Annotated in this window: 32 protein-coding genes and 1 tRNA gene; 18 read left to right on the plus strand and 15 right to left on the minus strand. The window is 60.1% G+C overall.

The genetic code is table 11. The annotated features are described in order from the left end of the window. Positions 1–100 precede the first annotated feature (100 nt). Genes QXU72_01835 through QXU72_01845 form a run of 3 tightly spaced genes read left to right on the plus strand, consistent with a single transcriptional unit; the run spans position 101 to position 3006 of the window. On the plus strand, positions 101–691 hold the full coding sequence (locus QXU72_01835) for an ECF transporter S component (protein ID MEM0493990.1): 591 nt from the start codon (positions 101–103) through the stop codon (positions 689–691). Continuing rightward, positions 681–2273, plus strand: a complete 1593-nt coding sequence (locus tag QXU72_01840; protein ID MEM0493991.1) for an ATP-binding cassette domain-containing protein — start codon at positions 681–683, stop codon at positions 2271–2273. Before QXU72_01835 ends, QXU72_01840 begins: the two co-directional genes overlap by 11 nt. Continuing rightward, entirely contained in the window at positions 2266–3006 is a 741-nt protein-coding gene (locus tag QXU72_01845; GenBank protein MEM0493992.1) for an energy-coupling factor transporter transmembrane component T, read from the plus strand. The genes QXU72_01840 and QXU72_01845 overlap by 8 nt, the downstream gene beginning before the upstream one ends. Before the next feature lie 29 nt (positions 3007–3035). Here QXU72_01845 and QXU72_01850 read toward each other — a convergent pair whose 3' ends face one another. The 5 genes from QXU72_01850 to QXU72_01870 are packed head-to-tail and all read right to left on the minus strand — an operon-like array spanning position 3036 to position 6915. After that, positions 3036–3539, minus strand: coding sequence for an ECF transporter S component (locus QXU72_01850; protein MEM0493993.1), 504 nt, complete (start codon positions 3537–3539; stop codon positions 3036–3038). Between the two features lie 24 nt (positions 3540–3563). Continuing rightward, complete coding sequence (locus QXU72_01855) at positions 3564–4016, minus strand: hypothetical protein (protein MEM0493994.1); 453 nt, start codon at positions 4014–4016, stop codon at positions 3564–3566. A gap of 48 nt (positions 4017–4064) precedes the next feature. Next, complete coding sequence (locus QXU72_01860) at positions 4065–4874, minus strand: FkbM family methyltransferase (GenBank protein MEM0493995.1); 810 nt, start codon at positions 4872–4874, stop codon at positions 4065–4067. Then, positions 4822–5541 (minus strand): purine-nucleoside phosphorylase, encoded by a 720-nt coding sequence (locus QXU72_01865; protein ID MEM0493996.1) that lies wholly within the window; start codon positions 5539–5541, stop codon positions 4822–4824. Before QXU72_01865 ends, QXU72_01860 begins: the two co-directional genes overlap by 53 nt. A gap of 21 nt (positions 5542–5562) precedes the next feature. Then, positions 5563–6915 (minus strand): amidohydrolase family protein, encoded by a 1353-nt coding sequence (locus QXU72_01870; protein MEM0493997.1) that lies wholly within the window; start codon positions 6913–6915, stop codon positions 5563–5565. 442 nt (positions 6916–7357) lie between these two features. Here QXU72_01870 and QXU72_01875 point away from each other — a divergent pair, with 442 nt between their 5' ends. The 5 genes from QXU72_01875 to QXU72_01895 all read left to right on the plus strand — a co-directional run bounded on the left by QXU72_01875 (position 7358) and on the right by QXU72_01895 (position 9894). Next, positions 7358–8095 (plus strand): hypothetical protein, encoded by a 738-nt coding sequence (locus QXU72_01875; protein ID MEM0493998.1) that lies wholly within the window; start codon positions 7358–7360, stop codon positions 8093–8095. Positions 8096–8271: 176 nt separating this feature from the next. Continuing rightward, positions 8272–8460: a hypothetical protein gene (locus QXU72_01880; protein MEM0493999.1), complete on the plus strand. Its 189-nt coding sequence runs from the start codon at positions 8272–8274 to the stop codon at positions 8458–8460. A gap of 265 nt (positions 8461–8725) precedes the next feature. Beyond that, positions 8726–8953, plus strand: coding sequence for a hypothetical protein (locus tag QXU72_01885; protein ID MEM0494000.1), 228 nt, complete (start codon positions 8726–8728; stop codon positions 8951–8953). Continuing rightward, entirely contained in the window at positions 8917–9378 is a 462-nt protein-coding gene (locus QXU72_01890; GenBank protein ID MEM0494001.1) for a type II toxin-antitoxin system VapC family toxin, read from the plus strand. Before QXU72_01885 ends, QXU72_01890 begins: the two co-directional genes overlap by 37 nt. 422 nt (positions 9379–9800) lie before the next feature. After that, positions 9801–9894 (plus strand) — tRNA-Gln (locus QXU72_01895). A 9-nt stretch (positions 9895–9903) separates the two neighbouring features. On the opposite strand, the gene QXU72_01900 is transcribed toward QXU72_01895, so the two are convergent. After that, entirely contained in the window at positions 9904–10497 is a 594-nt protein-coding gene (locus QXU72_01900) for a hypothetical protein (protein ID MEM0494002.1), read from the minus strand. A gap of 72 nt (positions 10498–10569) precedes the next feature. Between QXU72_01900 and QXU72_01905 the strand changes: the two genes are divergently transcribed. Beyond that, positions 10570–11106: a hydrogenase maturation protease gene (locus QXU72_01905; protein MEM0494003.1), complete on the plus strand. Its 537-nt coding sequence runs from the start codon at positions 10570–10572 to the stop codon at positions 11104–11106. Positions 11107–11112: 6 nt separating this feature from the next. Here the strand turns inward: QXU72_01905 and QXU72_01910 are convergent, their stop codons facing one another. Genes QXU72_01910 through QXU72_01925 form a run of 4 tightly spaced genes read right to left on the minus strand, consistent with a single transcriptional unit; the run spans position 11113 to position 12933 of the window. After that, positions 11113–11565, minus strand: a complete 453-nt coding sequence (locus QXU72_01910; GenBank protein MEM0494004.1) for a hypothetical protein — start codon at positions 11563–11565, stop codon at positions 11113–11115. Further along, positions 11471–11803 (minus strand): hypothetical protein, encoded by a 333-nt coding sequence (locus QXU72_01915; protein MEM0494005.1) that lies wholly within the window; start codon positions 11801–11803, stop codon positions 11471–11473. Before QXU72_01915 ends, QXU72_01910 begins: the two co-directional genes overlap by 95 nt. Next, a complete protein-coding gene (locus tag QXU72_01920; protein MEM0494006.1) occupies positions 11796–12548 on the minus strand; it encodes a P-loop NTPase in 753 nt (250 codons plus the stop codon). Before QXU72_01920 ends, QXU72_01915 begins: the two co-directional genes overlap by 8 nt. After that, positions 12541–12933, minus strand: coding sequence for a hydrogenase/urease maturation nickel metallochaperone HypA (locus QXU72_01925; protein MEM0494007.1), 393 nt, complete (start codon positions 12931–12933; stop codon positions 12541–12543). Before QXU72_01925 ends, QXU72_01920 begins: the two co-directional genes overlap by 8 nt. Before the next feature lie 227 nt (positions 12934–13160). Between QXU72_01925 and QXU72_01930 the strand changes: the two genes are divergently transcribed. From QXU72_01930 to QXU72_01945, 4 genes are all read left to right on the plus strand, one after another. Next, complete coding sequence (locus QXU72_01930) at positions 13161–14444, plus strand: hyaluronate lyase (protein MEM0494008.1); 1284 nt, start codon at positions 13161–13163, stop codon at positions 14442–14444. After that, complete coding sequence (locus QXU72_01935) at positions 14437–15438, plus strand: hypothetical protein (protein ID MEM0494009.1); 1002 nt, start codon at positions 14437–14439, stop codon at positions 15436–15438. The genes QXU72_01930 and QXU72_01935 overlap by 8 nt, the downstream gene beginning before the upstream one ends. Further along, positions 15435–17306 (plus strand): nickel-dependent hydrogenase large subunit, encoded by a 1872-nt coding sequence (locus tag QXU72_01940; GenBank protein ID MEM0494010.1) that lies wholly within the window; start codon positions 15435–15437, stop codon positions 17304–17306. Before QXU72_01935 ends, QXU72_01940 begins: the two co-directional genes overlap by 4 nt. A 79-nt stretch (positions 17307–17385) precedes the next feature. Then, complete coding sequence (locus QXU72_01945) at positions 17386–17994, plus strand: hypothetical protein (protein ID MEM0494011.1); 609 nt, start codon at positions 17386–17388, stop codon at positions 17992–17994. 16 nt (positions 17995–18010) lie between these two features. Here the strand turns inward: QXU72_01945 and QXU72_01950 are convergent, their stop codons facing one another. The 3 genes from QXU72_01950 to QXU72_01960 are packed head-to-tail and all read right to left on the minus strand — an operon-like array spanning position 18011 to position 19723. After that, complete coding sequence (locus QXU72_01950; GenBank protein ID MEM0494012.1) at positions 18011–18706, minus strand: phosphoglycolate phosphatase; 696 nt, start codon at positions 18704–18706, stop codon at positions 18011–18013. A gap of 49 nt (positions 18707–18755) precedes the next feature. Continuing rightward, complete coding sequence (locus tag QXU72_01955; GenBank protein MEM0494013.1) at positions 18756–19409, minus strand: hypothetical protein; 654 nt, start codon at positions 19407–19409, stop codon at positions 18756–18758. A gap of 26 nt (positions 19410–19435) precedes the next feature. Beyond that, complete coding sequence (locus QXU72_01960) at positions 19436–19723, minus strand: winged helix-turn-helix domain-containing protein (GenBank protein MEM0494014.1); 288 nt, start codon at positions 19721–19723, stop codon at positions 19436–19438. 50 nt (positions 19724–19773) lie between these two features. On the opposite strand from QXU72_01960, the gene QXU72_01965 reads away from it, so the two are divergent. Continuing rightward, a complete protein-coding gene (locus tag QXU72_01965) occupies positions 19774–20667 on the plus strand; it encodes a CPBP family intramembrane glutamic endopeptidase (protein MEM0494015.1) in 894 nt (297 codons plus the stop codon). Positions 20668–20685: 18 nt separating this feature from the next. On the opposite strand, the gene QXU72_01970 is transcribed toward QXU72_01965, so the two are convergent. Then, positions 20686–21138 carry a hypothetical protein gene (locus QXU72_01970; protein ID MEM0494016.1) on the minus strand — a complete coding sequence of 151 codons (453 nt, stop codon included), beginning with the start codon at positions 21136–21138 and terminating at the stop codon, positions 20686–20688. Between the two features lie 120 nt (positions 21139–21258). Next, positions 21259–22545 carry a Glu/Leu/Phe/Val dehydrogenase gene (locus QXU72_01975; GenBank protein ID MEM0494017.1) on the minus strand — a complete coding sequence of 429 codons (1287 nt, stop codon included), beginning with the start codon at positions 22543–22545 and terminating at the stop codon, positions 21259–21261. Between the two features lie 101 nt (positions 22546–22646). On the opposite strand from QXU72_01975, the gene QXU72_01980 reads away from it, so the two are divergent. The 4 genes from QXU72_01980 (at position 22647) to QXU72_01995 (ending at position 25358) form a co-directional block, all read left to right on the plus strand. After that, the gene (locus QXU72_01980; GenBank protein ID MEM0494018.1) at positions 22647–23009 is read left to right on the plus strand and encodes a hypothetical protein; all 363 of its coding nucleotides are present in this window, start codon (positions 22647–22649) and stop codon (positions 23007–23009) included. A gap of 100 nt (positions 23010–23109) precedes the next feature. Continuing rightward, positions 23110–23568: an archaellin/type IV pilin N-terminal domain-containing protein gene (locus QXU72_01985; GenBank protein MEM0494019.1), complete on the plus strand. Its 459-nt coding sequence runs from the start codon at positions 23110–23112 to the stop codon at positions 23566–23568. A 98-nt stretch (positions 23569–23666) separates the two neighbouring features. After that, positions 23667–23984, plus strand: a complete 318-nt coding sequence (locus QXU72_01990; protein ID MEM0494020.1) for a hypothetical protein — start codon at positions 23667–23669, stop codon at positions 23982–23984. Between the two features lie 42 nt (positions 23985–24026). Continuing rightward, positions 24027–25358 (plus strand): APC family permease, encoded by a 1332-nt coding sequence (locus tag QXU72_01995; protein MEM0494021.1) that lies wholly within the window; start codon positions 24027–24029, stop codon positions 25356–25358. Positions 25359–25376: the final 18 nt, after the last annotated feature.

A 25376-nucleotide genomic window follows, 5' to 3' on the forward strand; every position in this document is an offset into this window, starting at 1 on the left:
GCGCCCACCTCATAACTCGGTTATACACTTTTCGGGATAAAAAGCGTTAAGCCAAGGAAAAACTTATAACCTGTTCATTTATGAAGCTCTCGTGAAAGAGATGAGACACCTGCGAATGACCGTTGTAGAGACAACCTTCATAGCAGTGCTCTCAGCGATAGTGGGAGCGGTCTTCCTTTTCTGGTCGAACGTTGTCTGGGATCTCGCCAAGTTGACCTTAGGGTTGCTGTTCACCCCCGTCATCTACGGGATGTGGTTCATAGGAGGAACTCTATCTGCCTACATTGTGAGGAAGCCGGGCGCCGCCGTGCTCGGCGAGACGCTAAGCGCGATTTTCGAACTCGTTTATGGCACGCAGTTCGCCTCGACCGTCCTGCTCTACGGCCTTATGCAGGGACTTATGTCGGAAGCAGTCTTTGCCTCTTCAAGGTATAAGAGGTGGGGGTGGGGCACTATGCTTGCAGCGGGCGCTGCTCCAGCGCTGTGGGCAGCGCCTGCGGACACCATCCTCTACGGCATCACAGCGCCTTTAACTCCCGAGCAGCGCATCGTCTTCTGGCTGCTATACTTCATCAGCGGCGCGCTGCTCGCGGGCTTACTTGTAAAGGTTTTAGTAGACTACGTAGCCAAGAATTCTTCTCTACTCGACACCTTCGCCGTAGGCAGGGCGGTGAAAGGGATTGGGTCATGAGCGAGCTTTCGTGGATGTGAAAAACCTTAAGGTTACTTTCCCCCAGAGCGGAAGACCAGTCCTAAAGGAAGTTTCTTTCGAAGTTGAGGAAGGTGATTTCACGCTCATCACAGGACCTACAGGAGCTGGGAAAACCACCCTCCTACTCACGCTAGCTGGCGTAATACCTTCTCTAATACCCGCGAAAGTTGAGGGTAGCGTAAGGCTCGGGAACCGCGATCCCGTTAGGGAAGGGCTTAGCAGCATGGCAGGCTTCCTGGGTATAGTGTTTCAGGATCCTGAGGCCCAGTACGTTATGCCGACGGTGATCGAGGAAGCGTACTTCCCAGCTGAGAACCTGCTTCTACCTCGAGATGAGGTGGCTAGGCGAGCGGAGAGGGCTCTCGCGCTCGTTGGCCTCAGCGAGTACAGGGCGCACAAGGTGGATACCCTTTCGACTGGGCTGAAGCAGAGGCTCGCTCTCTCCACAGCTCTAGTGCTGGATCCGGAGATCCTGCTTCTCGACGAGCCAACAGCTCACATCGATATGTGGACAGCTAGAGAGATCTACAGGGTTTTAGGCGAGCTGAAAGAGTCAGGAAAAACCATCCTCGTGGTAGAGCACAGGATCGAGCTGGCAGAGGGCCTTGCCGACAAAGTCGTTTATATCGAGCGGGATGGGCGTGCATCTGTTTACAGCTCAGTGGATGAGATGATACGCATCCATGGTGCTGAGAGGCTGGTTAGCGAGGGTATATGGGTCCCCTACAGGTATATCCTCAACCCTCGAAGAGAGATCCAGGAGGATTCTCCTGCGGCAAAGCAGCAAGAAGAGCCAGCGGTTTCTGTGGAGAATCTCACGGTGAAGCTGGGAGGGGTTAAGGTGCTGGATAACGTGACGCTCACAGTCCCGCGGGGGAGGGTAGCGGTAATCCTCGGACCCAACGGCAGCGGAAAGACCACTCTTCTCAAAGTGCTATCCGGGATTCTCCGGGACTTCCAGGGCAGTGTCAGGGTTCTAGGGGGCTCTCCTAGACCCGATAAAGTGGCTTTCGTCGCCCAGGTTCCGGAGCTCCAGTTTACTGAGCGCACTGTTATCGAGGAGCTAGCCTCGTCTTTCAAGGCTAGAGGTTTTAGGAGGGAAGAAGCGCTTAGAAAGGCCCGTGAGGTTCTTCGAGCAAAGGGGCTCGAGCATCTGGCAGATAGAGTTGTCTACGAGCTGAGCCAGGGGGAGAAGAGGCTCATTTCTATCCTCGAGATGGACGTTCTCGAGAGGGAAGTCTACCTCCTGGATGAGCCGACGTTTGGGCTAGATCTGCGCTACAGCTTGCTTGTTATAAGCCGTGTAAACGAGCTCGCCGAGGAGGGGAAGACTGTCGTCCTGGTCACCCACGACTCGTGGGCGCTACCTATGCTGAGAGCGACGATTTACGGCCTCTCTCGAGGAAGGGTGGTGTTCAGCGGCTCGCTGTCCAGCTTGCTTCGCAAGAGAGAGCTTTGGCCTGAGCTACACTTCGCCCCTCCCAAGCTCCTTTCGGATCAACTCAAGCTGCCTTCTAGCGAGAAGACTGGAGGAGCCGCCGAGGGGGTCTCTCATGGCTGAGACTACCGTTAGCGTGCTAAGCCGTATCAACCCATCTCTTAAGCTGATCTTACTTCTAGCCGGCATCTTCCATCTAGCTTTCTTTCTCCACCCAGTGGTAGTGCTGGGGCACTTGCTCACTGCTTCTCTACTCGTTCTACTGGGACGTGTCAGAGTCCGAAGAGGGTTTGCCCTAGGGGCTGCTACCACGATCGCCGGATTCACGTGGGTGAACTACCTCTTGTTCGTCACGAATCTTAATCTGAGCCCCGTCGAGGCTCTCAATCGCGTAGCGCTGCTTTCTTCGCGTATCTTAGTCATCATCCTTTACTCAGCTTTCTTTGCCGGCACCACGGACCCCGGTCAGCTAGCCGCATCCCTGACTCTGCAGCTCAGGGTACCTTACGTCTACTCTTTCATGTCGTTCGTCACGCTGCGAGCCGCACCCATCGTGATGCAGGACCTCGACAGCATGGTATCCTTCAGGAAAGTGAAAGGCTACATCTCTCGGAGGAGCCCTCACCGCTACCTCGTTTCACTCGTAATGCCGCTCCTCTACCTCGCCGTGAGGCGGTCGACGACGCTAGCTATATCAATGGAAGCGAGAGGCTTCGGCAAGTACCCCTCCAGGACATTTATGAATCCCACCAAGATCTCAACGCTGGACAAGGCTTTTGCGGCAGCCTACTTGTCAGCTCTTATCCTCATAAGCTTCCTCGCCGTGCAGCTCGGCGGGATAGCCCCCTCCCTCTAGCCATGGGGAAAGGCTCGAGACGCTAAGTCTCAGATCATCGAGGCCGCTTTCCGTACTACGGCGTTTTTCTCCAGAGGCTTTAACAGCGCTAATGATAGTAACCAGGAGATTAGCGACTGCCCGAAGATATCCCTGGCGAGCGATAGGAGAGCAAGCTCTGCGCCCTTAATGATGACGTTCACTATGAAGTAGGTGAACGACATCAGGAGGCCGGCCGCCACGATGAGCATAACCTGCGCTCTTAGCCTTTTCCCCTTACCGAGGCCCGCGATGTAGCCCTGAAGCCCGTGCGCAACGATAGTGACGTACCACCTAGGGTATCCTACTAGTAGGTCTGCAGCGAGCGGTCCAATGACACCCACGGCTAGCCCCACGGCAGGGCCGAAGAGAAGCGCTGAGAGGTATATTACCGTATCCCCGATGTGCGTGTAGCCTCCGGTCGGCGAAGGCACGTGGATCAAGTAGGTAGCGGCAGCTGTTAGCGCAGAGAATATGGAGGCTACGCTCACGAAAACGGAGATCCTCCGAGGCACGAGCTCTCCTTTGCTGACACTTATTTATTCTTTCCTTGATTGATGCGCGAGTAGCTTATCGACCCTAGAGAGGTAGCGCGCAGTTTTAACAGCTTCCCGGCTTACCTGCACCGCTCTTCCCTCCTCTACCACGTAGTGGTACACGCTAGCTCTACTACCTGTAACTCTGGCGGCTTCCTCGACAGCGTGGTGAAGCTGAACGCAGTGCGGGGAGCCGTCAACCGTTAAGACAACAACTTCCTCTAAGTTCACTCTCGCCAGCATGGATGAAAGCTTCAGCGCTATGATGTTTATGTGCTCAGCTTCAGGACAGGCGGAGAGCTGAACCCTACCCTCTCCAAGCGATTCGAAGATCTGAGGGTACTCTTCGCGCACGCACGAGCCGTAAACGAGCAGCTTTCCCAGGTTTCGGAGCAGCTTACCTGCAGCGTTGTACTCCGTCAGCCGCTTGCACGCACACCAACTCTCGCACGGCAAAGGCTCTCGCTGAGAGAACTCGAGAGAGCTTATAACTGTTAGCAGCACTTACTCTGAAGGCGTCCACGCGTAGACGAAAACCTGGTTAGGCAGCTCGCTCTCAGCCACGATAGCCACCCTGTACCCTCTCGACAGTTTTTCTGCAATCGACTTCGCCGAGCAGAACGGTGGATGCACTTCAACAACTACCCGCTGAACTACTTCAGGTTGAAGAATTTCCGAGTTCTCGTCGACCAGCCTGCCCTCTAACCCCTCTACATCTACCTTAAGCAGGTCAACTTTCTCTACGCCTGCGAGCCGGAGAACATCGTTTAACGTTATTGCTTGCACGCGCAGAGTTCTCTTTAAAGATGAGAACTCTCCCACGTACTCACCGATAAGGGACGAGTTCACCATGTTCTCTGCAACGAAGAGTTCCCTCGAGCCTCTCTCTAAATCTACCGCAGCGCAAATGATTCTCGCGTTCTTCACGCCGTTCAGCTTCGCGTTGACACGGAGGTAGTGGCACATAAGAGGGTTCGCCTCAACAGACACGACCTGGCGGGACCGCTTCGCAGCCCTCACGCTGAAGAAACCCGCGTAAGCTCCAAGGTCTACGACGACTCCGCGAGGCTCGAAGCCACTTAACCGCTCGTAATCTCTCGAGAAAAACACGTGGTCGAGGTTCAGGAGGGCGTCTTCCAGCTCGCTGCTCGGCACTAGAAACCTGTAAGGAGGTAGCAGCAGCACGGATGACTGTGTAAATGGTTGTAGTGGTAGTGCTGCCAGCTTCACCAGCTGGAGGAGTATGTCTCGGGGTAGTGTCTCAAACCTCCAGGCTGATGGCAGTACGCAGGACAGCTCTGGACGCTTTGTCAACAGCTTCTCGCAGCTCTTCAGCAGTGGCCATTTTCTCGTAAACCTCCCCGATAACATCGCTGATGATGAAAGCAGCACCGGTTTTCACACCCTTAAGCCTACCTATGGTGAATAGCGTAGCGGCCTCCATCTCAACACCTATCATCCCCCGAGCACGCCACTTGATTAGCGAGTCTAAGCCAGCGTAGAAGTTATCGCTGCTGACTACAGGGCCGACGTAGAACTTGATGTTCTCCTTTACAGCGTTCTCTACGAGGGCTTTCAGCACATCGTAGTCCGGTATAGCCGCCATGCAGTCTCCCTGAGTATAAGTCGCGAGCGTCCCACCCGGCGCGTACGATGCACCAGTGGCGATCAACATTTCCCCTATCCTCATTTTCTCGAGCAAGCCACCGCACGTCCCGAACCTGATGATGAGCTTTGCGCCGAGCATCACCAACTCTTCGAAAACGATCGCTGCAGAAGGGGCTCCTATACCATGCGTAGCTACGGTTACTGGCACCCCCTCGTACTTACCTGTGTAGACGAGAAAGCCGCGGTTCTCATTCACAAGCTTAGCCTGCTCAAGCTTGCCGGCAAGCTGCCGGACACGAGCAGGATCCCCAGCTGCGACAACCCGCGGCGCTACCTCGCCAGGCTTCGCGAGAATGTGGAGAGGCTTCGCCATGTACTTCGTCTCATGCAACCGCTATATCTCTTTTTCTGATCTTGCTGGAAGCACGCTCTCGAGCTCGGGGTGCTCATCTAGGATTTTTTCGAGGAAATTCATCGCAGCGACCTCCGCCTGAAGCAGAGCTCTCTCCTCGTCCAAAGCCACGTGCCTACCGCCGATAATAACCGGTTTCCCGCGCACGATCACAGTGTCAACGTCCCCCGAGCTAGCTGAGTAGACTATAGACGCAGCTAAGTTGAAAGCTGGCTTGCACCACGGCCTCCTGGCATCCAGCAGCACGATATCTGCCTCAGCCCCCCTCTCAATAGCTCCGGCCCTCAACCCCAACAGCTGGGCAGCCCTCCTGGTGCTTACCTCCAACAAGTCCCAAGCTTTCCAAACCTTCCTTTCCAGCTGCACGCGCTGGGCGTACACCATCAGCCGGAGCTCCTCGAAGAAATCGATGTTGTCGTTGAGGCTCGGCGAATCTGTCCCGACGGCAACGTTGCCGCCCAGCTGCCAGTACTCGTATGCGTGGATCGGCAGCCCCTCCAGCATGCTGCTCGACGGGCACTGCGCGATCAAGCTGCCGCTCTGAGCCAGTATGAATCGCTCCTGCTCGCTCACAACGTTCGCTTGAGCCGCTATCGTTCTAGGCCCCAGTAGGCCAAGCCTGTAAGCGTAGAGGACCGGCGTGTAGCCCGTGAGCTCGCGAGTGTACTTCATCTCCTCGCGGCTCCTAGCCAGGTGAACGTGCAAGTGCACCCCCAGCTCCCTAGCCAGTCTAGCCAGCAGCTCTAACTGCTCGCGAGAAACTGTATCTACAGAGTAAGGCGCTATAGCCGGCTTCACCAGCGCGTTCTCTCTCCACCTCTTCCCGAATTCGATAGCACGCCCTATCTCGCTTTCACTGTGAGCAGCCTCCTCGTGATTGATGAAGCAGTACCCGACGAGGCCCCGGATCCCCACGCTTTCGAGTGCTTCAGCGACGCCCTCTGCCTGGAAGAACACGTCGGCGACGAGCACGATCCCGCTCTTCAAGGCTTCTAGGGCCCCAGCCACCGCGAGGCGGTACGCGGTCTCGCGATCCATCTCGCTGCTAAGCATAAAGAAGGTCTCGTGTACAGGCCTATCCGCGTCTACCAGTAACCCTCTGAAACCAAGCATGGCGATATGCGTATGTAGGTCGTAGAAGCCTGGGATGGCCACCTTCTTTCTACCATCTAAAACCACATCCGGCTGCCCGTACATAGAGGCTAGAAGCGAGAAATCGCCAACGCCGAGGATAACTCCATCCTTGATGAAGATCGACCGCTGCGAGATTACAGGCTCGTGCGACCCTGGAGATACGATCGCGCTGACGTCCCGGATAGCTATGAGCTCACTCACAGAGTTGAGGCGATGTCCCGCCTTATTTCTTTTCCTTGGCTTGAAGCAGCACTCAGGGGGGTAACGAGCGCAGGCTCAATTAGCTACAAGCGTATTTCCATCCGGGACTCGCGCCGATAAAACCATCGTTTAAAATAACTTCTTTTCCTTTCTATTCTGCATGCTAGTTTTATCTGGCAAAGTAGCACTGATAGTTACGGAGTAAACATGCGTCTGCTGGAACATGACAAAAGTGGCTGTGAAATTTCGCAGCAAATAAGCTGTATAACAGGTATCATATCACGGTATGCAAGTTTCACATTACATATTTCGAAATGTGTAAATCGTAGAAGCTATACCATGTAACACTTTTCGCTCGGATAAATTTCCGGGAGAATTTCTCCGCTCCCAGCCGTCCCGCGCCGGTGAAAAAGATAATATCCTCCCTACCAACTTAGCTCTCGTGCTCCAAGTGTACGTACATCCCAGGTGCTCTGAGTCTTTCCACGTCTACCAGTTAGTCACGGAGCTCGGCCTTCTCAACGTAAGCTTCGTGAACACCGAGCTGGATCCTTTCGGCGCTCTTTCGAAGGGGGTTTTTGCCGTGCCAGCTTTCGAGAAAGACGGTAAAATTATCCTGCAGGGGTGGTTTACCAGGGAGGATCTGCTCTCTCTTCTGAAGGAGGGGGTGATCAAGGTTTCGTCGAAGGAGGAGGCGTTCGAGAGGCTTTTGCGCAGCGTAACTGCTTCATTCACTGTAGCCTCTGCAGTGTACGTTGTTGGCGACCTGAGCATAGTGTCGGGGTCTCCCGAGTACGTTATGTCGGCGAGCGGCGCCTTCTTCCTGAGCGGTGGCGAGGAGTTTTTGGATTACGCAATGTGGAAGCTGCGGGAGACCGAGTTCGCATCCATAGAGGAGAAGCTGCTCCGCAGCATTGCGGCTAACTTCGCCAGAGACGCGTACTGGCTCAGAGGGAGTATACCCACTCGCCGCGAGCTAGAGAACATGGGTAGCGGCTTCTTCGAGACATGGCTCGCAGCGCGCGCAAGCATTGGAAGAGTGTTCGTACCTCACTCTTACGCTTGGGAGGGTGCTCGCGAGAGAGTGAAGCGTGCATGGTCTTACCTCTTAGAGCACATCGATGAGATCAGCCCGAGAGTCAGAGAGGAGCAGGAAGGAATACCCCGAGACTGGATTTAGCTGGTCCTCCCAGAGCACCGCACAGCATCTGCTGTTTCAATTATTTTTAGTGCGCGTGCGGCTCAGCGGTGAGGGTTCGGAGAGCCGCCGGGGCGAGCAACGCTTTTATATGTAAAGTTTATACAGCAAAGTTATTAACTTACGTCGTGAAGGCATAGGGCAAGAGGCTGGCTAGGGTGAAAGCCCAGCGCAGGGGCTACCGGCTAGCTCTCCTAGCGGAGCTGGCAAGGAGAGCTGCGAGAGAAGGACGAACCTTGGACGACCTTCTCTTCGAAGCTATCGAGGAGTACCTGTGGAGTCGCGGGCAGCAACCTCGGAGAAAACTTGTGGAGTACGCGCGACCCAGCGAGCCTGGCCGGAGCTAGGTCCCCCCGGGGTGCGGGCCGCCTTCGCCGTTTTGTGCACGCAAAACTGCACAAGCCCGGGAGCGCGCGCCCGGGAAGCCCCAGCCCTCCCTAGGGAAAACCTCCCCCGCTTATTTTGAATCGTCAAGCCCCCCGGGTCCTAACGCGGGCGCCGAGCCGCCCCTGACCCCTCTGGCCCGGGGTGGCGGGGGCTTCTAGCGCCCCGGCCGTGCCGTTTACGCCCTCTGTTTACAAGTTTATATACGGGGCCCGCCGCTAGCTAACCGTGGCCACCGAGGTTCTCAGCGTGAGGGTGAGGAGCGATATCAAGCGGAGGATGAGGAAGTTCAGCGAGGTGGACTGGAGGAGGGAGATCGAGAGCTTCCTGGAGCGCAGGCTGGCGGAGCTGGAGCTCGACAGGGCTCTCCGCGAGATCGAGAAAGCTCTCGACGGCGTGCAGCCGGCCGGCGAGCCCGCGTGGAGGAGCATCAGGTTGTCGAGGGAGGAGAGGTGAGCAGGGCACTCTACGTGGCTGACGCCAGCGTGTTCGCCAGCATCATCGTAAAGGACGAGTTCCACGAGAGGGCTACCGACTTCGTTCGAAGGTACTCGGGGCGGCTCGCAACCCTGGACCTGGCAGTCGTCGAGGTAGCGAACGCGCTGTGGCGCCACGCCCGGCTCCTCGGGAGGATACCGGGGGACAGGTATGAGACGCTCAGCAGGAACATCAAGCCGCTCGTGCTGGGGGCCGCTAGGCTCTACCCGGCTGCCGAATTCCTCGAAGCTGCCTCGAGCGCTGCGTACGAGTACTCGATCACCGTCTACGACGCGCTCTACGTGGCGCTAGCCCAGCACCTGGAGTGCAGGCTAGCGAGCTTCGACGGAGAGCTCAAGAGGCGCCTAGAGAACGCGGGAGTAATCATCGTGGAAGCCCCCTGACCCGGTCCGCTCGCCGCCTGAGCCCTCCTAGCGGGGCTGGCCCCCACCCCCACCGTCTTCAGAGAATTGTAGATCTTCGCGTACCTTACCGCCGACTTCTCGCAAGTCTGGGTTCTCTCCGAGGAGGCAGGGTAACGCGATGCAGGCGCTTTGCAGGTTATCGCGTGCCACCCGCCCCTTCAATGCCGCCTTACCCAGTACGTCCGCAGAGGCGCTACTGCCGAAAATCAACTACAGTGGACCACCTTGCGCCGCAAGTGGCTGTGCTATGCTCAGGTCTTCAAGGATCCGGCAAGCCTCGGCGCTTATTTCCACTTTACGCATTATGTAAAGCAAAGCATCTCTCCCATCGCTTCCGAGAGGCCCGAGTGCCGCTAGCCGCGGGAAAGCTTTAAACCGGTACAGCGCAATGAGCTGCTGGAAGCCCGGTGGTGTAGCGGCCAAGCATGGCGGGCTTTGGACCCGCAGAGCCTCAGGGCGCGGAGATCCCGGGTTCGAATCCCGGCCGGGCTACCACCTTGTTCTTCAAATCGTTGAGGCTCTCTCCCCCGAGCTTACCCCCTTAACGAATTTCATCAATTTCTCGGGCACTCCCTTCTCAGCTATCTCGCCGTGGTCTACGTCGAGCTGTAGGAGCGGCTTGGGCAGCTTACCCTCTTCGATCAGCTTCAGGAGCTCTTCCATGAAGACTCCCGCACCCTCCACCTTTTCGGAGGGTTGAAGCTTCTCGGCTTGCGGCTCGCCCATCCAGGAAGGGTTGCTCGTAGTCTTTTCGAGAGCGCAGGAGGGGCTGCCCCTCACACCCAGCAGCACGTACTCACAGCCGTCGCGGGCGAGCTCGGCGATCAGCTTCACGTACGGCTCCAGGAGCTTCCTCGCGAAATCCCTATAAGATATCGTGTCGTACTGCTCCCTGCTCATCCACCACCTCCTCATCCCGAGGTAGATGACTTCAGGGCAGGGGAGCTGGACGATCCCGTAACCCTGGTCTACTAGGAGTTTCACGAGAGCTGCTACGGAGCCCGGGTGGCTGGCGAGCGGCTTCACCACCGTGTTCTGGTTCAGCAGGCAGTGCGCAACGACGGCGAGCCTCCTGCCCCTAACGTCTCCTCTACTCATCCGGGCGGCGCCCCGCAGCTACTTCCCCGAACGCAGCTAGTATTTAAAGCGCGCTAGGGCTCAGCTGCGCGGATGGGCTGCGAGTCCGTGCTAGTAGTCGGAGTGGGCAACAGGCTCTACGGCGACGATGGGGCGGGCAGCTGCCTCGCCGAATCCCTTAGGAGGTGTCACCCGGAGCTGAACGTCGAAGTCCACGAGACGCTAAGCTTCTGGGAGACCGGAATCTTCGAGGGCAGGTCGCTGGTCGTGATCGCGGACGCTGTAAACGCTCAGCCACTCGGCAGCCCGAAGCTCTACAAGCTCGAGCCGCGCGCCCTACCCCCAGAGGAGGTGAGCAGCCTGCTGTACTCGGCAGACCCCCACGACGCGAGCCCAGCTCTCCTCGTGACTCTTGCCCACGCAGCTGGGGTATTAAAGGGCGACTGCTACCTCCTGGGGATACCGGCGGCGAGGGTCGAGCTGGGCTTCGGCTTATCCGAGGAGGCTTTGAGGGCGATGGCTCTAGCGCTCCCCCTCCTCGAGCGCCTACTCAGCCGCTACGGGTGCAGCGTGAACTTGAAGCGGGAATGCCTCGAGAACGCTTTCCGGGAGTGCGGCGCGATGAGGTAGCGGTGGTCAGCCTTCACCGCCCGCGCAGAGCCGCTCCAGAGCCTCTAGCGCCAGCCGGTAGGCAGCGCTGCTCGTCGCGGCAGATACCCGGACGGCCGTGAAGGGCCTCCCGAGGAACACTCGGAGGGCATCTATGCTCCCGTCAACCGACACGTCGCCAGCGAGCCCCAGCCACAGGCCTCCGCTCTCCACTAGTTCCAGAGCGCCTGCCGCGCCTTCCGGCGGGCTGACGGTCGATACCTCCACCCAGTCACCTGCAGCCGGCTCGACGCAGCCGACGAGGATCAGCTCCCTGTCGCCAGCTATGTCCGCGATGCTGAGCGCGTCCGCGAGGCCCTCTCCTAGTGTGCAGCTGCCCAGAGTCTTAACTCTCTCCAGCAGCTCCAGCAGGCCTCTCCCGCACTCGCTCAGCACGTGAGCTTTCACTGCCACGTAGCGCTCTTTCGAGCTCTTCGGCAAGGTCGCCCACCTCGTTCAAGCCGAGAAGCCTGGCGATCTCCGCCTTTAGCTCTTCCGGCTTAGGCTGCCTAGGCGGCTTGAACCCGTAGAGAGCCCGGGCGAGCTCCTCGCCGGCGGCTCGCTTAAGCTCCCCCAGCAGGGCTTCCTCAGCGGCTTCCCTCACGCTTCCCAGCGCTCTGCTGAGCTTTGCCAGCAGCCTCGCAAGCTCCACGAGGTCGCTGCTATACGATTTAGACACGCGGAACACCTAGAATCTTCGCGGCAAGCTTCTCGAGAGCTAGCGCGGCCCGCGTGGATAGAAGCTTCTCAGGCGAGCCCACGGAGCCCCTAAGCTCCTCGTCGTAAGGGATCAGTCCGAGGTGGGTGAAGCCCAGGGACGCAGCCTCCTCTAGGAGGGCCGGCTCGCCGCTGTGGGCCATGTTCTCCAGCACGCCCGCCCAGGCCACCTTCTCCTCCTTCAGGAGCTGGAGGAGCCTCCTCACGCTGCTAACGCTCAAGTAGTCCTGCGTGGTGACGACCAGCGGCTTAGCTCCGAGGCTTATCGCCTCCAGCAGCTCGTCCTTCGCGCCCGGAGGCAGGTCCAGAACCATAGCGTCGAGGGCACCCCACTCGTGGCTGATGATCAGCTCTAGCATCGCATCGGTAGCGGAGTTCCCTCGAAGCGCGAAAGGCCGCCCTCTCGTGAAGAGGACGGGCGTCGCCAGCTTCAACCCAGCGACCTCTAAAGGCTTCACGCCCTCTCCCTCCTCCACTCCCGCCCTCTCCGCATCCACGCCGAGAACCAGATGAGTGGAAGCGTTCGTGAAATCGAGGTCCATGAGGCCCACTCTCAGCCCCCGGCGCGCCAGCAGCAGGCTCAGGAGGCAGGCGAGAGTGGTTTTTCCCACACCGCCTTTCGAGCTTGCGATAGCGTAGACTCTGCCCACCTTGGAGAAGATCCTCCTCGCGTGTACCGCTCGCGGGTCGACCTCCACCCTACTCACCCAGCTCGAAAGAGAGCCTGATACCCCTCCCTTTAACGATCTCGAAATCCCCGCTCCCGCAGGAGGGGCACTTCAGGAACGCGTATGCTGCCTCAGGCATGAAGTGGATCAGCTCTCTCACGTCCACCCCAGCTTCGACATCGCCCAGCCCCCACCCCCTCCCGCACCGCCTGCACTTGAACTCTGCGTTTTCAGTGACTACCTCGTAGTGTAGGGGGATTCCGGCGTCGTCCAAAGCTACGTCGAGGTATTCTTTCAGAACTCCGGTATCGATAGCTTGAAGTTCGCCAGCGATCACTTTGACTTTCCTGACTCTACCGCCCTCTCTAGAGTAGACTTCCTGGATTGCTGAAAGAACCGCCGCCGCTATAGATGATTCGTGCAAGCAGGACCACCCGGCTTCTGCGAGCCACAGGCAAGTCTGCCTTATTATACCTTCTCTATTCTTGAAACTACCGTACCCCTACCATAAATGTAAAAACATAGATATATTACGTTAAGCTGCCTGCGGGGGTCGGCGGTGAAACTCACCGCTAAACGGGTTTTCCTGTATCGGATTTTTTACATAAAATTATTAATATTGCATTGGGAGAGGCGCTGCGGCAGAAACCAATGCTGTCTAGGAGGGACTTTCTAAAAGTGAGCGCTGCCAGCGCCCTCCTAGCGACGCTGGACTGGGATAAAGTTGTTAAAGCCGCAGCTGAAACTATACAAAAAGGTAAGTACAACATTGTCTGGGTGGAGTTCCAGTCCTGCATGGGCGACACCGGCGCGCTGCTTCTCGGAACGGATCCCGACGTGATACAGGTTCTCGCGGGCCACTTCCACGTAGTCGGCCCAGGTGCTGTCGCGCTTCCATTCCAGCCTGCAGTGATGCCGGAGTGGGGGGAGGGGGCTCTCGACATCCTGAAGGCTGCAGCGAAGGGGGAGCTCGACCCCTTTGTGCTCGTGCTCGAGGGAAGCGTTGCTGCCGACGAGAAGGCGGGCGGGCCGAAGGGCAGCGACTTGTGGTGCTACGTCGGCGAGGAGGGGGGTAGGCTGATTTCAGCGCTCGAGTGGATGAGGCGCCTCCTTCCCAGAGCCGCTGCCCTCGTGGCTGTGGGTACCTGCGCCGCCTACGGCGGAATCCGAGCTAACCAGATACTGGACCCGGACTTCTTCAAGAAGTACGGATTCGACCTCTTCGAGAAGTTCCCCGGCGGCTGGAGCAAGTCGCCCACCAGCACAGTTGGCGTTTTCGACAACCCGAGGGGCTTCAAGGGCCTGCTCCACCTTCTGCCGGAGGCGGAGCCCTTCAGGAAGTTCGCAGACGGGGAGCCCTGCACCCTCTTCAAGGACTGCAAGCCGGTCATCGCGGTGCCCGGCTGCCCAGCCAACGGCGACGCGACCCTGAAAACGCTAGCCCACGTAGTCCTCGCGCTGGAGGGCCTGCTGCCGCTCACGCGTGACCAGTTCGACGAGTACGGGAGGCCCAAGTTCCTCTTCGGTGAAACTACCCACAACCAGTGCCCGAGGGCGGGGCACTACGCTGCGGGCAGGTGGCGGAAGTACCCCGGCGAGGGCACCGAGTACTGCCTCTGGGGTGTCGGCTGCAAGGGCCCCGTATCGCACTGCCCGTGGAACAGGCTCGGCTGGGTGAACGGTGTCGGCGGCTGCACGAGGCAGGGCTCTGTCTGCATGGGCTGCCACGAGCCGGGCTTCACCGACTCGTACGAGCCGTTCTTCCAGAAGCTCCCGTACGTCTTCGCCAGCGATGAGGCGCTGAGGGCTGCTCTAGCCGGCATTGTCGCCGGGGCAGCCGCCGTGGGCGCAGCCGGCGCTGTCGCAGCCTTCGCTAAGGCGAGGAGAGCCGGGAAGTCGGAGGAGAAAGCCAGTGCGGGTGGAGGGGATGGCTAGCACCGGGAGGATGCTGGCTATCGTCGCTGCTACCGCCCTCCTCTGGTCTCTCACAGGCACTCTCGTGTACTGGGTGGCTCTGGCACCCATCCTGCCGTCGCTGGGAGGGATCGTAGCGCATGTCCTCGCACCCCCCTCTCTGTCCTGCGTGCTAGCTCCCGATACGGGTTGCGGAGCCGCCTGGTGGTCATTGCTCGTAAAAGTTCTCTTCTCGCTCGCAGCCATCCTGCTGGTCTTTCTCGGAGTCGTGGCAACCGTGAGGTACATCCGCGCAGAGCGCGACGTTAAGATCGGCGAGGGCGGGGGCGCGGAGGAGAGGTACATAGAGAGGCTCGGCAAAGTGGATATAGCTTCCCACCTGTCAGTGCTCCTTGGGGGCTTCCTCGCAGGGATAACGGGTTTCACCATGTACTTCGCGGACAACCCCTTCATCTACTTCTTCGTCTATCCGCTGCTCAGCCGCGAGGCGCTGGCAAACCTCCACGTTGTGGGTGGCTTCGCGATGGCTGCCGGCGTCGCTCTCTACCTCTCCTACTACGTGACCGACTTCGTCTTGCACCTGCCGGGCCTGGGCTTCAAGAGAGCTCTCTCGAGGTACTACTTCGTGAGGTTGATCCCCACCCTCCCCCGGGACCTCACGCAGTACTTCGCCTGGCTCTTCGGCCTCCGGAAAGAGCACCCGAAGTACCACAAGTATATGCCCTCGCAAGTCCTCGCCTACTACTCCACAGGAGTGCTCGTCATGCTGGTCGGCCTCACAGGCCTCGGGATGGTGATCTGGGGGATACGGTTCCTGAGCGGGCTCGCTTGGTGGCTCCACGTCTACGCCGCCGTGGCGCTAACCGCTCTGATAGCTTTCCACGTTGTCATGGGCCACCTGAGGCCGATCCACTTCCCGATCGATAAGACGTTCCTGACGGGGCGCGTGCCCCTGGGTAAAGCCCGGGAGGAGTGGCCTCTCTGGGTTGAGGAGGTTACAGGTGGTAGGGTATGAGCGTGAGGGAGCTGTTAGTAGACCCGATAACTAGGGTTGAAGGGCACATAGGAGCGCGGCTCATCGTAGACGTAGCCACGAGGAAGCCCGACCCTGCCAGCGTGCGCGTCTTCGCGACGATGTTCACAGGCTTCGAGGTCTTCCTGCGGGGTAGGCCGCCGGAGGACGCACCGGCGGTCACTAGCAGGCTCTGCGGCGTGTGCGGTGCAGCCCACGCGAACGCCTCAACGCTGGCGGGGGACATGGCTTACGGCGTCTCCCCCGAGCCGCTGGGCGTAGCGCTCAGGAACATCGCCTACGCGATGGGCGAGTACCTTTACGACCACTCGATAATCCTCAACCTGCTGGAGGCGCCCGACTACAGCGAGCTCCTGGTTAAGAAGTTCACGCCCAGCGTTTGGGAGGCTGCCGCGAAGACTCCGGCGGAGAACAGGGACAGGCACGGCTTCGCGACGATAGCGGACATAATGCGCGCTTTCAACCCGGTCTCGGGCAAGGTCTGGCAGCAGACCGTGCTATTCCAGAGGATCGCGAGGGAGGCGGGCGTCATCATCTACGGCAAGTACCCGCACCCCAACGCCCTGATCCCCGGCGGCATCCAGACAGACGTCTTCGACATCGAGGAGAAGCTGGTCGCGATAACCTACAGGCTCGTCAAGCTGACGGCCTGGGTCAAGTACAACTACTACATCTGGGAGGACCTCCTGAGCTTCTACAAGAACATCGGCTACGAGATGAACGGGCTCACCTACGAGAAGCCTAGAGTCATGAGCGTCGGCCTCTTCGACGACCCGGAGAGCTACTCCGCGATCGGCGACTACGTCAGCTGGGAGGACTTCTACAAGTCCGTCGACAGCACCGCGGAGAAGAGAGTTTTCGTGCCGGGCCTCGTCCTCGACGGGAACCTCGTCACGACGAAGTACACCGATATGAACGTCTCAACGATGGAGCACGTCGACACCTCGTTCTACCTCGACTGGGCCGACAAGGTTAAGGGCGAAGAGTGGTACACCGAGACGGACCCGCTGGGCAACAAGCTCCTCTGGGGCAAGGCGGACCCGGCGTACCACCCGTGGAACAAGGTGACCCTGCCCAACCCGGCCGGGAGAGACTGGGCGAAGAAGTACTCGTGGGTCGTCAGAGTCAACATCGCCTGGAAGGACGGCAGCATCGGCCCCATCGAGCTCGGCCCCTTCGCCAGAGTCTACGTCCAGTCCAGGAGGTCCGCGAAGACTGCGGGAGGCCTCGTCCAGTCGGGCAACGGCGTCATCAGGACTACGCTGCCCAGAGCGGTGGCGGACGAGCTACCCCCTGCCGTGTGGGAGGAGGACACGATCGAGTGGCGCGTCCCCGAGACCAGCACCACGATCTACAGGCTCTGGGGCAGGGCGTACTGCCTCCTCGTCGCCGCAGCCGGCGCGTGGCACAACATCCTCGCAGCTCTCCAGCTGGTGAAAGCCGGGAGGACGGCGACCTCGAGGCCCTGGAGAGTGCCGAGCGGCATCACGAGGGGGGCGGGCTTCAACGAGGCGCCGAGAGGGTCCGTGAGGCACTGGCTGGTGCAGAGGGACGGGAAGATCCTGAACTACCAGATACACGCCCCCACCACCGAGAACGCTTCCTCGAGGGATGAGGTGAGGGTCACCGACAAGGTGAGGTACGCCAGGGCACCCTACGAGGCCGCGGTAGCGAACATCACGGTCACCGAGGAGGTGCCGCCGGACCATTGGGAGGGCTTAGACGTCGTCAGAGCGGTGAGGAGCTTCGACCCGTGCCTCGCCTGCGCAGTCCACATAGAGTTCAGGAACAACGGCCACGTGTACAGAGCCCTGGATAAGATAGTCCGCGACGCGACCTGCTCCGTCTAGCGGAAAAACCAAAACCTTAATTTTTCTTTCTAGCGGCTACCCCCTACTCGCTGCTGGGCTAAGTCGCCGAGGGTTCGGGATGCTGAAGGAGGAGGTTCTGGAGGAGATTGCCCGCAGAGCCCTGTTCTCCGCAGTTAAGTACGGTTTCCCCTTAGAGTTCAGCGTCGAAAGAGGCTACGTGCGGCTGAGCTATAGGGGGAGGGTAGCGCGCTACAGAGTGCTCGAGCTGCTAGACCCTTCCGGAAGAGTCTCGGGCATTGGCTTCGCGCTCCCAGGCCTAGAGGCGTACTCCATCCGCATAGCGGAGGCTGCGGCACTCCCTGAGCAGGAGTTCAGCTTAGTGTTCGAGAACATTCCGGCAGCAGTCGGCCTAGATGTGCGATTCATGTCTCCCGCCGAGACAGATATCTGGGTGAGGCGCTTCAAGCTAGCCGGCAAGCTCACGCGAGTCGAGAGCCCACCCGAGCCCCTCGAGAAGCTTCGCAGCCTGGGCTTAGAGGTCTGGGCTACCCCGGACAGCATCGACTACGCTGTGGGGAAAGAGGGCGTCGTGGGGCTATGGTACATACCTCTCTTCAACCGTACGGACTTCGCGATGGAAGTCCAGGAAAAGCTGGGTGTGCACCGCTGGGGGGTTACCGCGGAGGAGGTGAGGAGGCTGCTAGGCCTTCAGGTTCCGCGGCGCTGAGGCAGCCCGGCGGTGCCTAGAGATCCCCTCTGATGAGCAGCTCCGCCGCCTCGATGAAGCCCTCGCCGTAGGCTCTCCTCGTGACGTACGTAGCCTTAGCCTTCACCTCCTCGGGAGCGTTCGCTAGAGCGACGGAGACGTCAGACTTCTCGAACATGCTCACGTCAACCTCGCTGTCGCCTATCGCGACGATCTTCTCGGGCTTCTCCTCCAGCATCTCCAGGAGGATCTCGACCCCGCGGCCCTTGTTGACGCCGGGCGGGTGGACGTGGACGGCGACAATGCTGTACGAGACTTCGAGGCCAAGTGCCTCCAAAGCGCTCCTCGCCCTCCGGACGGCTTCCCGGGGGTCGAGCCCGGCCTTGATCCTGAAGGTGAGATCAACTCTCCTGTAGCTGTTCTGCCAGCTGTCCTCGAGCACGTCAGGGAGCAGCTCGAGGATGAGCCTCCGGAAAGCTTGCGCGTCGAAGTCCACAGCGACCTTCACTCTATCTTCTCTTCCAACAACGCCACCGTTCTCGCTGATCACCCAGCCGGAGGTGGGCAGGTACCTGGCCAGCGAGTAGGTTAACGGGTAGGCGTTAGCCGACGCAAGCACGACCGGGAACCCAGCCTTATCGAGCTCTTCGAGAGCGGCGACCACCCTGCTGCTTATCCGCCGCCTTTCATCCGTCAGCGTGAGGTCCACGTCGGCTAAAACGAGGGTTTTCATGCTGCTGCCATTGAGCGGCGCGCGGTAGATGAAGCTATCGCGCCAGCGCTTAGCCGCCCGCCTGCTCCTGGCACCACGAGAGGTCTTCGCTCAGCTTCTCCACCTTCTCTTGCCTCGCCACGTCCGCCTCCGGGTGGATCCTCGCCTGAGAGACGTAGAGGAGGGCTTCCACGGAAGCCTCTCTTTCGATGGCAGCCTCCACAGCCTCGATGCGCTCAGCCTCAGCCCCCCTGCCCGCAGTAACCCTTAAAGCAACTATCTCTTCAGCTTCAGCTTCCCTCTCGAGCTCAACCTCGCAGGCGACGACCCTGCCCCTCACCTTCGACTTGCGGTGCACGACTACGCGCCGAGCCCTCACCTCCTTCGCGGATAGCGACCCCGAAACGCTGACTTCACCAGCCTTAACCACCCCGCCCCTAGCAGACCCCCAAACCTCCAAGCTCTCCGCCTCCAGCTGTCCACCCACGTCGAGCGAGCCGGACACTCTAACTTCCCCAGCTTTCAAGTCCTCCTCTACGCTAGTCGACCCCGAAACCTTGAGCTTCCTCGCGGTGAGCGTCGAGTAGAAGCGGGCGGAGCCGCTGACCGACACTTCCTCAGCCTCGACAGCGCCCTCCGCTCTCAGCGACCCGCTAACGCTGATCCTAGCCACCCTGACGGGTCCCCTTATGGTTCCACTACCCGCGACAGAGATCTCGCTCATATGCACCGCAGCACCCTGCACCTCGGCTACTTAAGCCCCTTGCTCACAACTTGTGAGCAAAAAGCCTTAGAGAGCTCCTCGTATAGCGAGACGTACACGTAGCCCAGCTCGGAGAGCAGGTAGACCCTCCTCCCCCTCTCCTCCCTGCTGGTCACCAAGCCGCACTCCTCCAGCACGGAGAGGAGCCTAAGCCCCCTGTCCACCGGGAGGTTAGCCAGAGTGCACAGGGGCGTCAGCTTCGCCGGGCCCTCTCTCAGCGCGCTCAGCACATCGTAGACCACATCGTGGATGCAGCGCTTCCTCCTGGAAGCCACGCCCAGCACGCGTGAAAGCCATTTAAAAACAGCGTGCGCTACGGTGCTTGATGAGCACCTGGAGAAGCCTAACCGTGTTCATCGCGGTGAGCTACGGGCTCGCCGCAGCGATAGACTTCGCCACAAGGCAAGTGGTTGAGAGCGAGCCGCCCACCTCCCAGCTGCTGGTGGCGCTCCCGCTCGCGTGGGGGCTCGTGAGGATGTACACACCCACGGTAGCGGCTCTAGCGTCCGCCCTCCTGATCGACCGAGTGGAGCGGTCTAAGCTGCGCAGCACCCTCGGCTTGAGCGTCACAGAGCTCTCCGTCAAGTACTTCCTCCTGGCACCGCTCCTCGTCCTACCCCCGCTCTTCGCAGCCCTCGCCCTGGAGCTGACCCTCGGCGCTCTTGAGCCTCGAGCGCTTCTCACTGCGCTTCCAGGGCTCCACCTCCTAGAGCCGAGGCTCACAGCCGCCACATTTATGGCAGTCACGCTGCTCTCCGGGTACCTAGCGGCAGTCACCATCAACGCCATCTACGCTCTAGGCGAGGAGATCGGCTGGAGAGGATACCTCTACACGCTCCTCTGGCCGAGGCTCGGCCCCCTCAAGGCCACGCTGGTGATCGGTGCCGCGTGGGGCTTGTGGCACTACACGGCAGCCCTACTCCTCGGCCACAACTACCAGACCCACAGGGTGGAGGGCCCCCTCGTCTTCACCGCTATAACCACCCTGATGACAGCGCCGATGCTGCTGCTGCGCCGCAGCTCCGGCAGCGTGCTGCCGGCAGCAAGCTTCCACGGGGCTGTGAACGCCTGGTGGGGCCTCACCGTGCTGCTAGCCCCGAGCCTCGGAGAGCTGCAAGGCGGCTTGGGAGCCGTAGGCTTAGCCGCGTGGGCTCTAGCGCTTCCTGTGATCCTGGCCGCGGAGCGCTTACTGGCTGGGAGGCTCGGAGCGGGTAAATAAGCTTCTTTTAAAACACTCTTAGGTGGAGAAGCCGATCCTCACTCCGAAGAAGTCCTTGACGTGAGGCTTGAAGAAGTAGTAGAGGATGAGAGCGGCGATCAGCAGCCCTAGAAGGGACGACGGGTCCCCCATCGCGACCCCTGCAAGAGAGGATACAACCCCGAGAACCTCGAGGACTACGACGATCCACCAGGCCCAGCCTTTCCCGGTCCAGAGCCCCCAGCCGACGAGCAGGGCCACGAGCCCCGCCACTAGGAACACTACGCCCAGAACGCCGAGCAGCGCGCTCAGCAGCGGCGGCACCGCAGCCCCCGCGAAAAGCTCCGCAACATAGGGGCCGACAGCCATGAAGAAGAGGCCTAGCAGCAGCGCCAAGACTCCGCCGACGAACTCGAGGATAGCGAGGATAGTTACGCCGAGCGGCCTAACCCTAGGTGGAGGAGGTGGGGGTAAAGCTGCCGCGCTCTCCATACGCTTTTCGAAGAGCGGAGCCGCTATATAAAAGTTCTTGAAGCTAGCCGGAGCGCCGGCCACCACTCCTTTAAAGAACACGAAGGCTCGGGTAAAAAAGCAGAGCCATTGCGGAGAAGTTTAGAGCCAGCCTCTCAGCTTCATCGCCGTGTAGACGCGCTCCACAGCCAGCACGAAAGCCGCATCCCTCATGGTCACGAGGCGGTTGCTGTGCTCGCTCTTCAACCGCTCCCAGCGCTCCGCCGTCTTCCTGAAGTTCCTCTCCATGATGCTGGCCAGGCGCTGCCTCGTCTCCTCCTCGTCCCAGAACCACCACTGCAGGTTCTCCACCCACTCCAAGTAGCTCATGATCACTCCGCCAGCGTTCGCGAGGATGTCCGGAACGACAGCGATGAAGTCCTTGCGGGAGTAGAGGATCTTCTCCGCGCCGGGCGTCGTGGGGCCGTTCGCAGCCTCAGCGATCAGCCTCGCCTTCACTTTCGCCGCGTTCTCCTCGGTGATCGTGTTCTCGATAGCCGCTGGTATTAGGATGTCCGCCTCCACGTAGAGCGACGCGTCCGGGTCCTGGATCCTCTGCCCCTTCGGGTAGTTGATCACCTTCCCCGTCTCGTTCTTCACCTTGATAGCCAGCTCCACGTCCAACCCGTTAGGGTCGTACACCGTGCCCGAGGTATCGCTCACCGCCACGACCTTCGCGCCCAGCCTCTTGGACCAGAGGGCCGCGTACTGCCCAGCGTTCCCGAAGCCGTGGATCGAAACCACCTTGCCCTCGAAGCCGCCCATCCAGAGGTCGGCAGCCGCCTTAGCCGCGACGACGGTGCCGTACCCCGTCGAGTAGATGCGCACAGGGTTACCCCACAGCTCAGGCGGCTTCGCCGTGAACACTCCAGGCACGTTGTAGCCCTTCAGCTTGCTGAACTCGTCCACCATCCAAGCCATGACCTGGGGGTTCGTCCCCACGTCGGGCGCCGGGATGTCTACGAGGTCGCCGATCAGCGGAGCTATAGCCCTAGCGTAACCCCTGCTCAGCCTCTCCAGCTCACCCTGGCTCAGCTTCTTCGGGTCGCACCTCACCGCGCCCTTCCCGCCCCCGTAGGGCAGGCCGGCGAGCGAGTTCTTCAGCGTCATCCCAAGCGCGAGCGCCATATCCGTCTCCAGCGTCACCTCCGGGTGGAAGCGGATCCCGCCCTTGTAGGGGCCCAGCGCGTTGTTGTGCTGCACCCTGTAGCCCTCGAACACCGCGAGCCGCCCGTCATCCATGCGCACCGGGATCTTCACCATGAGGACGCGGTCGGGCCTGCTCAAGTACTCGTAGACCTCGCGCGGCAGGCCGGCGAGCTCCACCGACTCCCTGAGGATGCTCAGCATCCAGTCAAGGTAGCTGCTCAAGCTCCCACCGCTAGACAAAGGTAAAACCAAGCTTATAAAGCTTTTGCAGGATTTTTACAGGGAGGGGCGGGCGCCATCCCGGAGAAAACTAGAAAAAGAAGCACCGCGAGCAACCCTGGATGGAAGCTCTCCAGATCGTCATCCTCGCCGCCGTGGCGATCGCTCTCTCCGTAGCCGCCGCGCTCTGGCTCGCCAACCTCGCCACGCATCAGACAGGAGTCGAGCTGCTCGAAATCAAAGCCTCCGCCCAGAAGCTCGGGAGCAAAACCCTCCTAACGATCCATGTGCAGAACCGCGGCACCACGGCAGCCACCCTGCTCTACGTCAAAGTCAACCAGCAGCCCCACCCAGCCCAGGTAACCCTGCAGCCCGGCGGAACCGCGACCATCACCCTGGAGGTCGAGGCAGCCCCACGGCTCCTGCAAGCCGCAGTAGTGACAGCGAGAAACGAGTACCCACTGCTCGTCGAAGTCAAACCGTGAGAGCTGAACTCCACAAGCAAGGCGGGAAGCCCCGCGGAAAGCGAGAAGTGCTCCATCCTAAAATTTATAAGCGAGATCTCGGCGGAAAATCGTGAAAGCCATGAGGCTAGCTAGCAGGAGGGGTATAAGCCCCGTCATCGCCACCGTCATCCTGGTAGCGATCACGATCGCCGTCGCAATCGCTGTCGCCTTCTGGATGACAGGCATCGTCGGGCTCTTCGCAGGAGCCGTCGAAAAGCTCGAAATCACCTCGATCTACGCAACACCTACTGGTAATGGCTGGGATGTCACTGTACGCGTCAACAACACTGGCACCGTCCCTGTAACTATCGATCAAGTCTTCGTAAACGGCATACTAGTCGGTAGTCCTGAGTGTGGGGGCGCATCTCTCAAAGGAGGCACTATTAGCTTAAATCCTGGCGAGGGTACGACTATAACGCTTTCTTTGAATAAGGGCCAAAAATGCGGCCCCACGACTTTTAATCCTGGTATTAGCATTGAGGTTAAGCTGCACACTGCTGGGGGTAGGGAGTACCCGAAGCTTATCACGCTGCCTTAGCGGCTTTTAAGGGCTCTCTTTTTTCTCTCAGGGCTCTCTTTTTTTCTCTCCTTGATTTTAGCGATAGCTACATATAGTTCTCGTGGTGGGAGGTTGCGATGAGCAGCGAGGTTATTGAGGTTGAGCTGGCTAGGCCGGTGAACCCTGCGGGTGTGAGCTTTATCAGGTACTTGTGGGGGGCTGTTGGCGCGAGGAACAGGGCGGTGCTGGAGGGCTACAGGAGGGAGTTGAGCAGGCTTGTGCAGCGGCTGGGCTTCGCGCTGGAGGAGAAGCTGGGCTCGAACAAGCTGGTGACGGGTAAGGTGGTGCTGGAGCTGAGGGATGGGAAGCCTGTGCGGCTCGTCGCCAGGGATCTCAGGGTTTGGCAGGAGGTTGGGCCGGTGGAGGGCGAGGTCGTGGTCGAGCTTAGGGAGTAGGCGCGGCGGAACATTAAAATTCTTTTAACTCTAGTTTTCGCGATGGGAGAGCTGAGGCGAGAGCTGGGTTTAGGCTACGCGACGCTGATGGGGGTAGGGCTGATCCTCGGCGCCGGGGTCTACGTCCTGGTTGGAAGGGTTGCCGGGCTGGTGGGCGACGCGGTCTGGATGAGCGTTGCTTTCTCGGGGCTTATCGCGGTCTTGACGGCGCTGTCGTACGCGGAGCTGGCCGGGATGTTCCCCTACGCTTCTAGCACGTACAGGTACGTTGGGGAGGCTTTCCCGGGGAGCGGCCTGCTCTCCTTCGCGGCCGGCTGGCTGCTCTTCTTCGGGGGTGTCGCTGGCGCGGCTACCGCGGCGCTGGGCTTCGCGAGCTACTTTTCCCGGCTGGCGGGCTTGCCGCTGGTGCCGGTCTCGCTCGCGCTGCTGCTCCTGCTCTCCCTGCTGAACTGGTGGGGTATCAAGGAGTCTGCAGCGCTCTCAGCGGTGTTCACGCTGGTGGAGGCTGGGGGGCTGCTGCTCGTGGTTGCTCTGGGCTTGCTTCTGCCTCAGCGGAGCCCTAGCTACTTCTCGCCGAACCCGGGCGTCGACCCTGTCATTGCGGTGCTCGTGGGGGCGGCGATCTTCTACTTCGCCTACACGGGCTTCGAGTTCCAGCCGGCGCTGAGCGAGGAGACGAGGGATGCGGAGCGCGTGATGCCGAAGGCGATCGTGCTGGCTACAGCGGCCACCACGCTCCTCTACCTCGCTGTGAGCTTGAGCGCGGTGCGGCTGATGAGCTGGGAGGAGCTTGGGAGCAGCAGGGCTCCTCTCGCCGACGCGGCGGCTAGGGCTTGGCCCGGAGCTTACGGGGCTTTGATGGTGATCGCGCTGTTCGCTACGACGAACACGGTGCTGGGTTTCCTCGTGACGGCGTCGAGGCTCGCTTACGGGATGGCGGAGGAGGGTGTGGCTTGGCGAGGCTTGGGGAAGGTGGACCGGTGGCGCAGGACGCCTCACGTGAGCGTGGCTTTCTCGGGGCTGCTGGCGGCGCTGGTGATACTCTTGACGGACTACCTTCCCGAGGTTACCGGCTGGAGGCTCAGGCTGGGGGAGTTCGAGTACCAGCTGATCGACCTCGTGGGGAAGACCGCCAGCTTGGCTGTGCTGCTCGCTTTCCTCGCCGTGAACGCCTCGCTCGTCGTGCTGCGGCTGAAGAGGCCTGGCGCGCCGAGGCCCTTCAAGGTGCCTTTGAGCGTGGGCAGGGTGCCCGTGCTGCCGATCTTCGCCAACGCTTTGATTCTAGTCTTCCTGGCTGTGAGCTTCGCCGACTGGATAGTCTGGCTCAGCACGCTGGTTGTGCTGGCGCTCGGCCTGCTTCTCCGGAGAAAGTAAGCTGTTGGTTTTTCTCGA

It is taken from the genome of Thermofilum sp., from assembly GCA_038741495.1.
GTDB lineage: Archaea > Thermoproteota > Thermoprotei > Thermofilales > Thermofilaceae > Thermofilum.

Bases quoted from the DNA above. Each gene is read 5' to 3' on its own strand.
- QXU72_01980 (MEM0494018.1), top strand. From the start codon at position 22,647: ATGGAAGCTCTCCAGATCGTCATCCTCGCCGCCGTGGCGATCGCTCTC.
- QXU72_01990 (MEM0494020.1), top strand. From the start codon at position 23,667: ATGAGCAGCGAGGTTATTGAGGTTGAGCTGGCTAGGCCGGTGAACCCT.
- QXU72_01945 (MEM0494011.1), top strand. From the start codon at position 17,386: ATGCTGAAGGAGGAGGTTCTGGAGGAGATTGCCCGCAGAGCCCTGTTC.
- QXU72_01865 (MEM0493996.1), bottom strand. From the start codon at position 5,541: ATGGCGAAGCCTCTCCACATTCTCGCGAAGCCTGGCGAGGTAGCGCCG.
- QXU72_01985 (MEM0494019.1), top strand. From the start codon at position 23,110: ATGAGGCTAGCTAGCAGGAGGGGTATAAGCCCCGTCATCGCCACCGTC.
- QXU72_01905 (MEM0494003.1), top strand. From the start codon at position 10,570: ATGGGCTGCGAGTCCGTGCTAGTAGTCGGAGTGGGCAACAGGCTCTAC.
- QXU72_01970 (MEM0494016.1), bottom strand. From the start codon at position 21,138: ATGGAGAGCGCGGCAGCTTTACCCCCACCTCCTCCACCTAGGGTTAGG.
- QXU72_01935 (MEM0494009.1), top strand. From the start codon at position 14,437: ATGGCTAGCACCGGGAGGATGCTGGCTATCGTCGCTGCTACCGCCCTC.
- QXU72_01930 (MEM0494008.1), top strand. From the start codon at position 13,161: ATGCTGTCTAGGAGGGACTTTCTAAAAGTGAGCGCTGCCAGCGCCCTC.
- QXU72_01900 (MEM0494002.1), bottom strand. From the start codon at position 10,497: ATGAGTAGAGGAGACGTTAGGGGCAGGAGGCTCGCCGTCGTTGCGCAC.
- QXU72_01995 (MEM0494021.1), top strand. From the start codon at position 24,027: ATGGGAGAGCTGAGGCGAGAGCTGGGTTTAGGCTACGCGACGCTGATG.
- QXU72_01845 (MEM0493992.1), top strand. From the start codon at position 2,266: ATGGCTGAGACTACCGTTAGCGTGCTAAGCCGTATCAACCCATCTCTT.
- QXU72_01965 (MEM0494015.1), top strand. From the start codon at position 19,774: ATGAGCACCTGGAGAAGCCTAACCGTGTTCATCGCGGTGAGCTACGGG.
- QXU72_01940 (MEM0494010.1), top strand. From the start codon at position 15,435: ATGAGCGTGAGGGAGCTGTTAGTAGACCCGATAACTAGGGTTGAAGGG.
- QXU72_01835 (MEM0493990.1), top strand. From the start codon at position 101: ATGAGACACCTGCGAATGACCGTTGTAGAGACAACCTTCATAGCAGTG.
- QXU72_01955 (MEM0494013.1), bottom strand. From the start codon at position 19,409: ATGAGCGAGATCTCTGTCGCGGGTAGTGGAACCATAAGGGGACCCGTC.
- QXU72_01950 (MEM0494012.1), bottom strand. From the start codon at position 18,706: ATGAAAACCCTCGTTTTAGCCGACGTGGACCTCACGCTGACGGATGAA.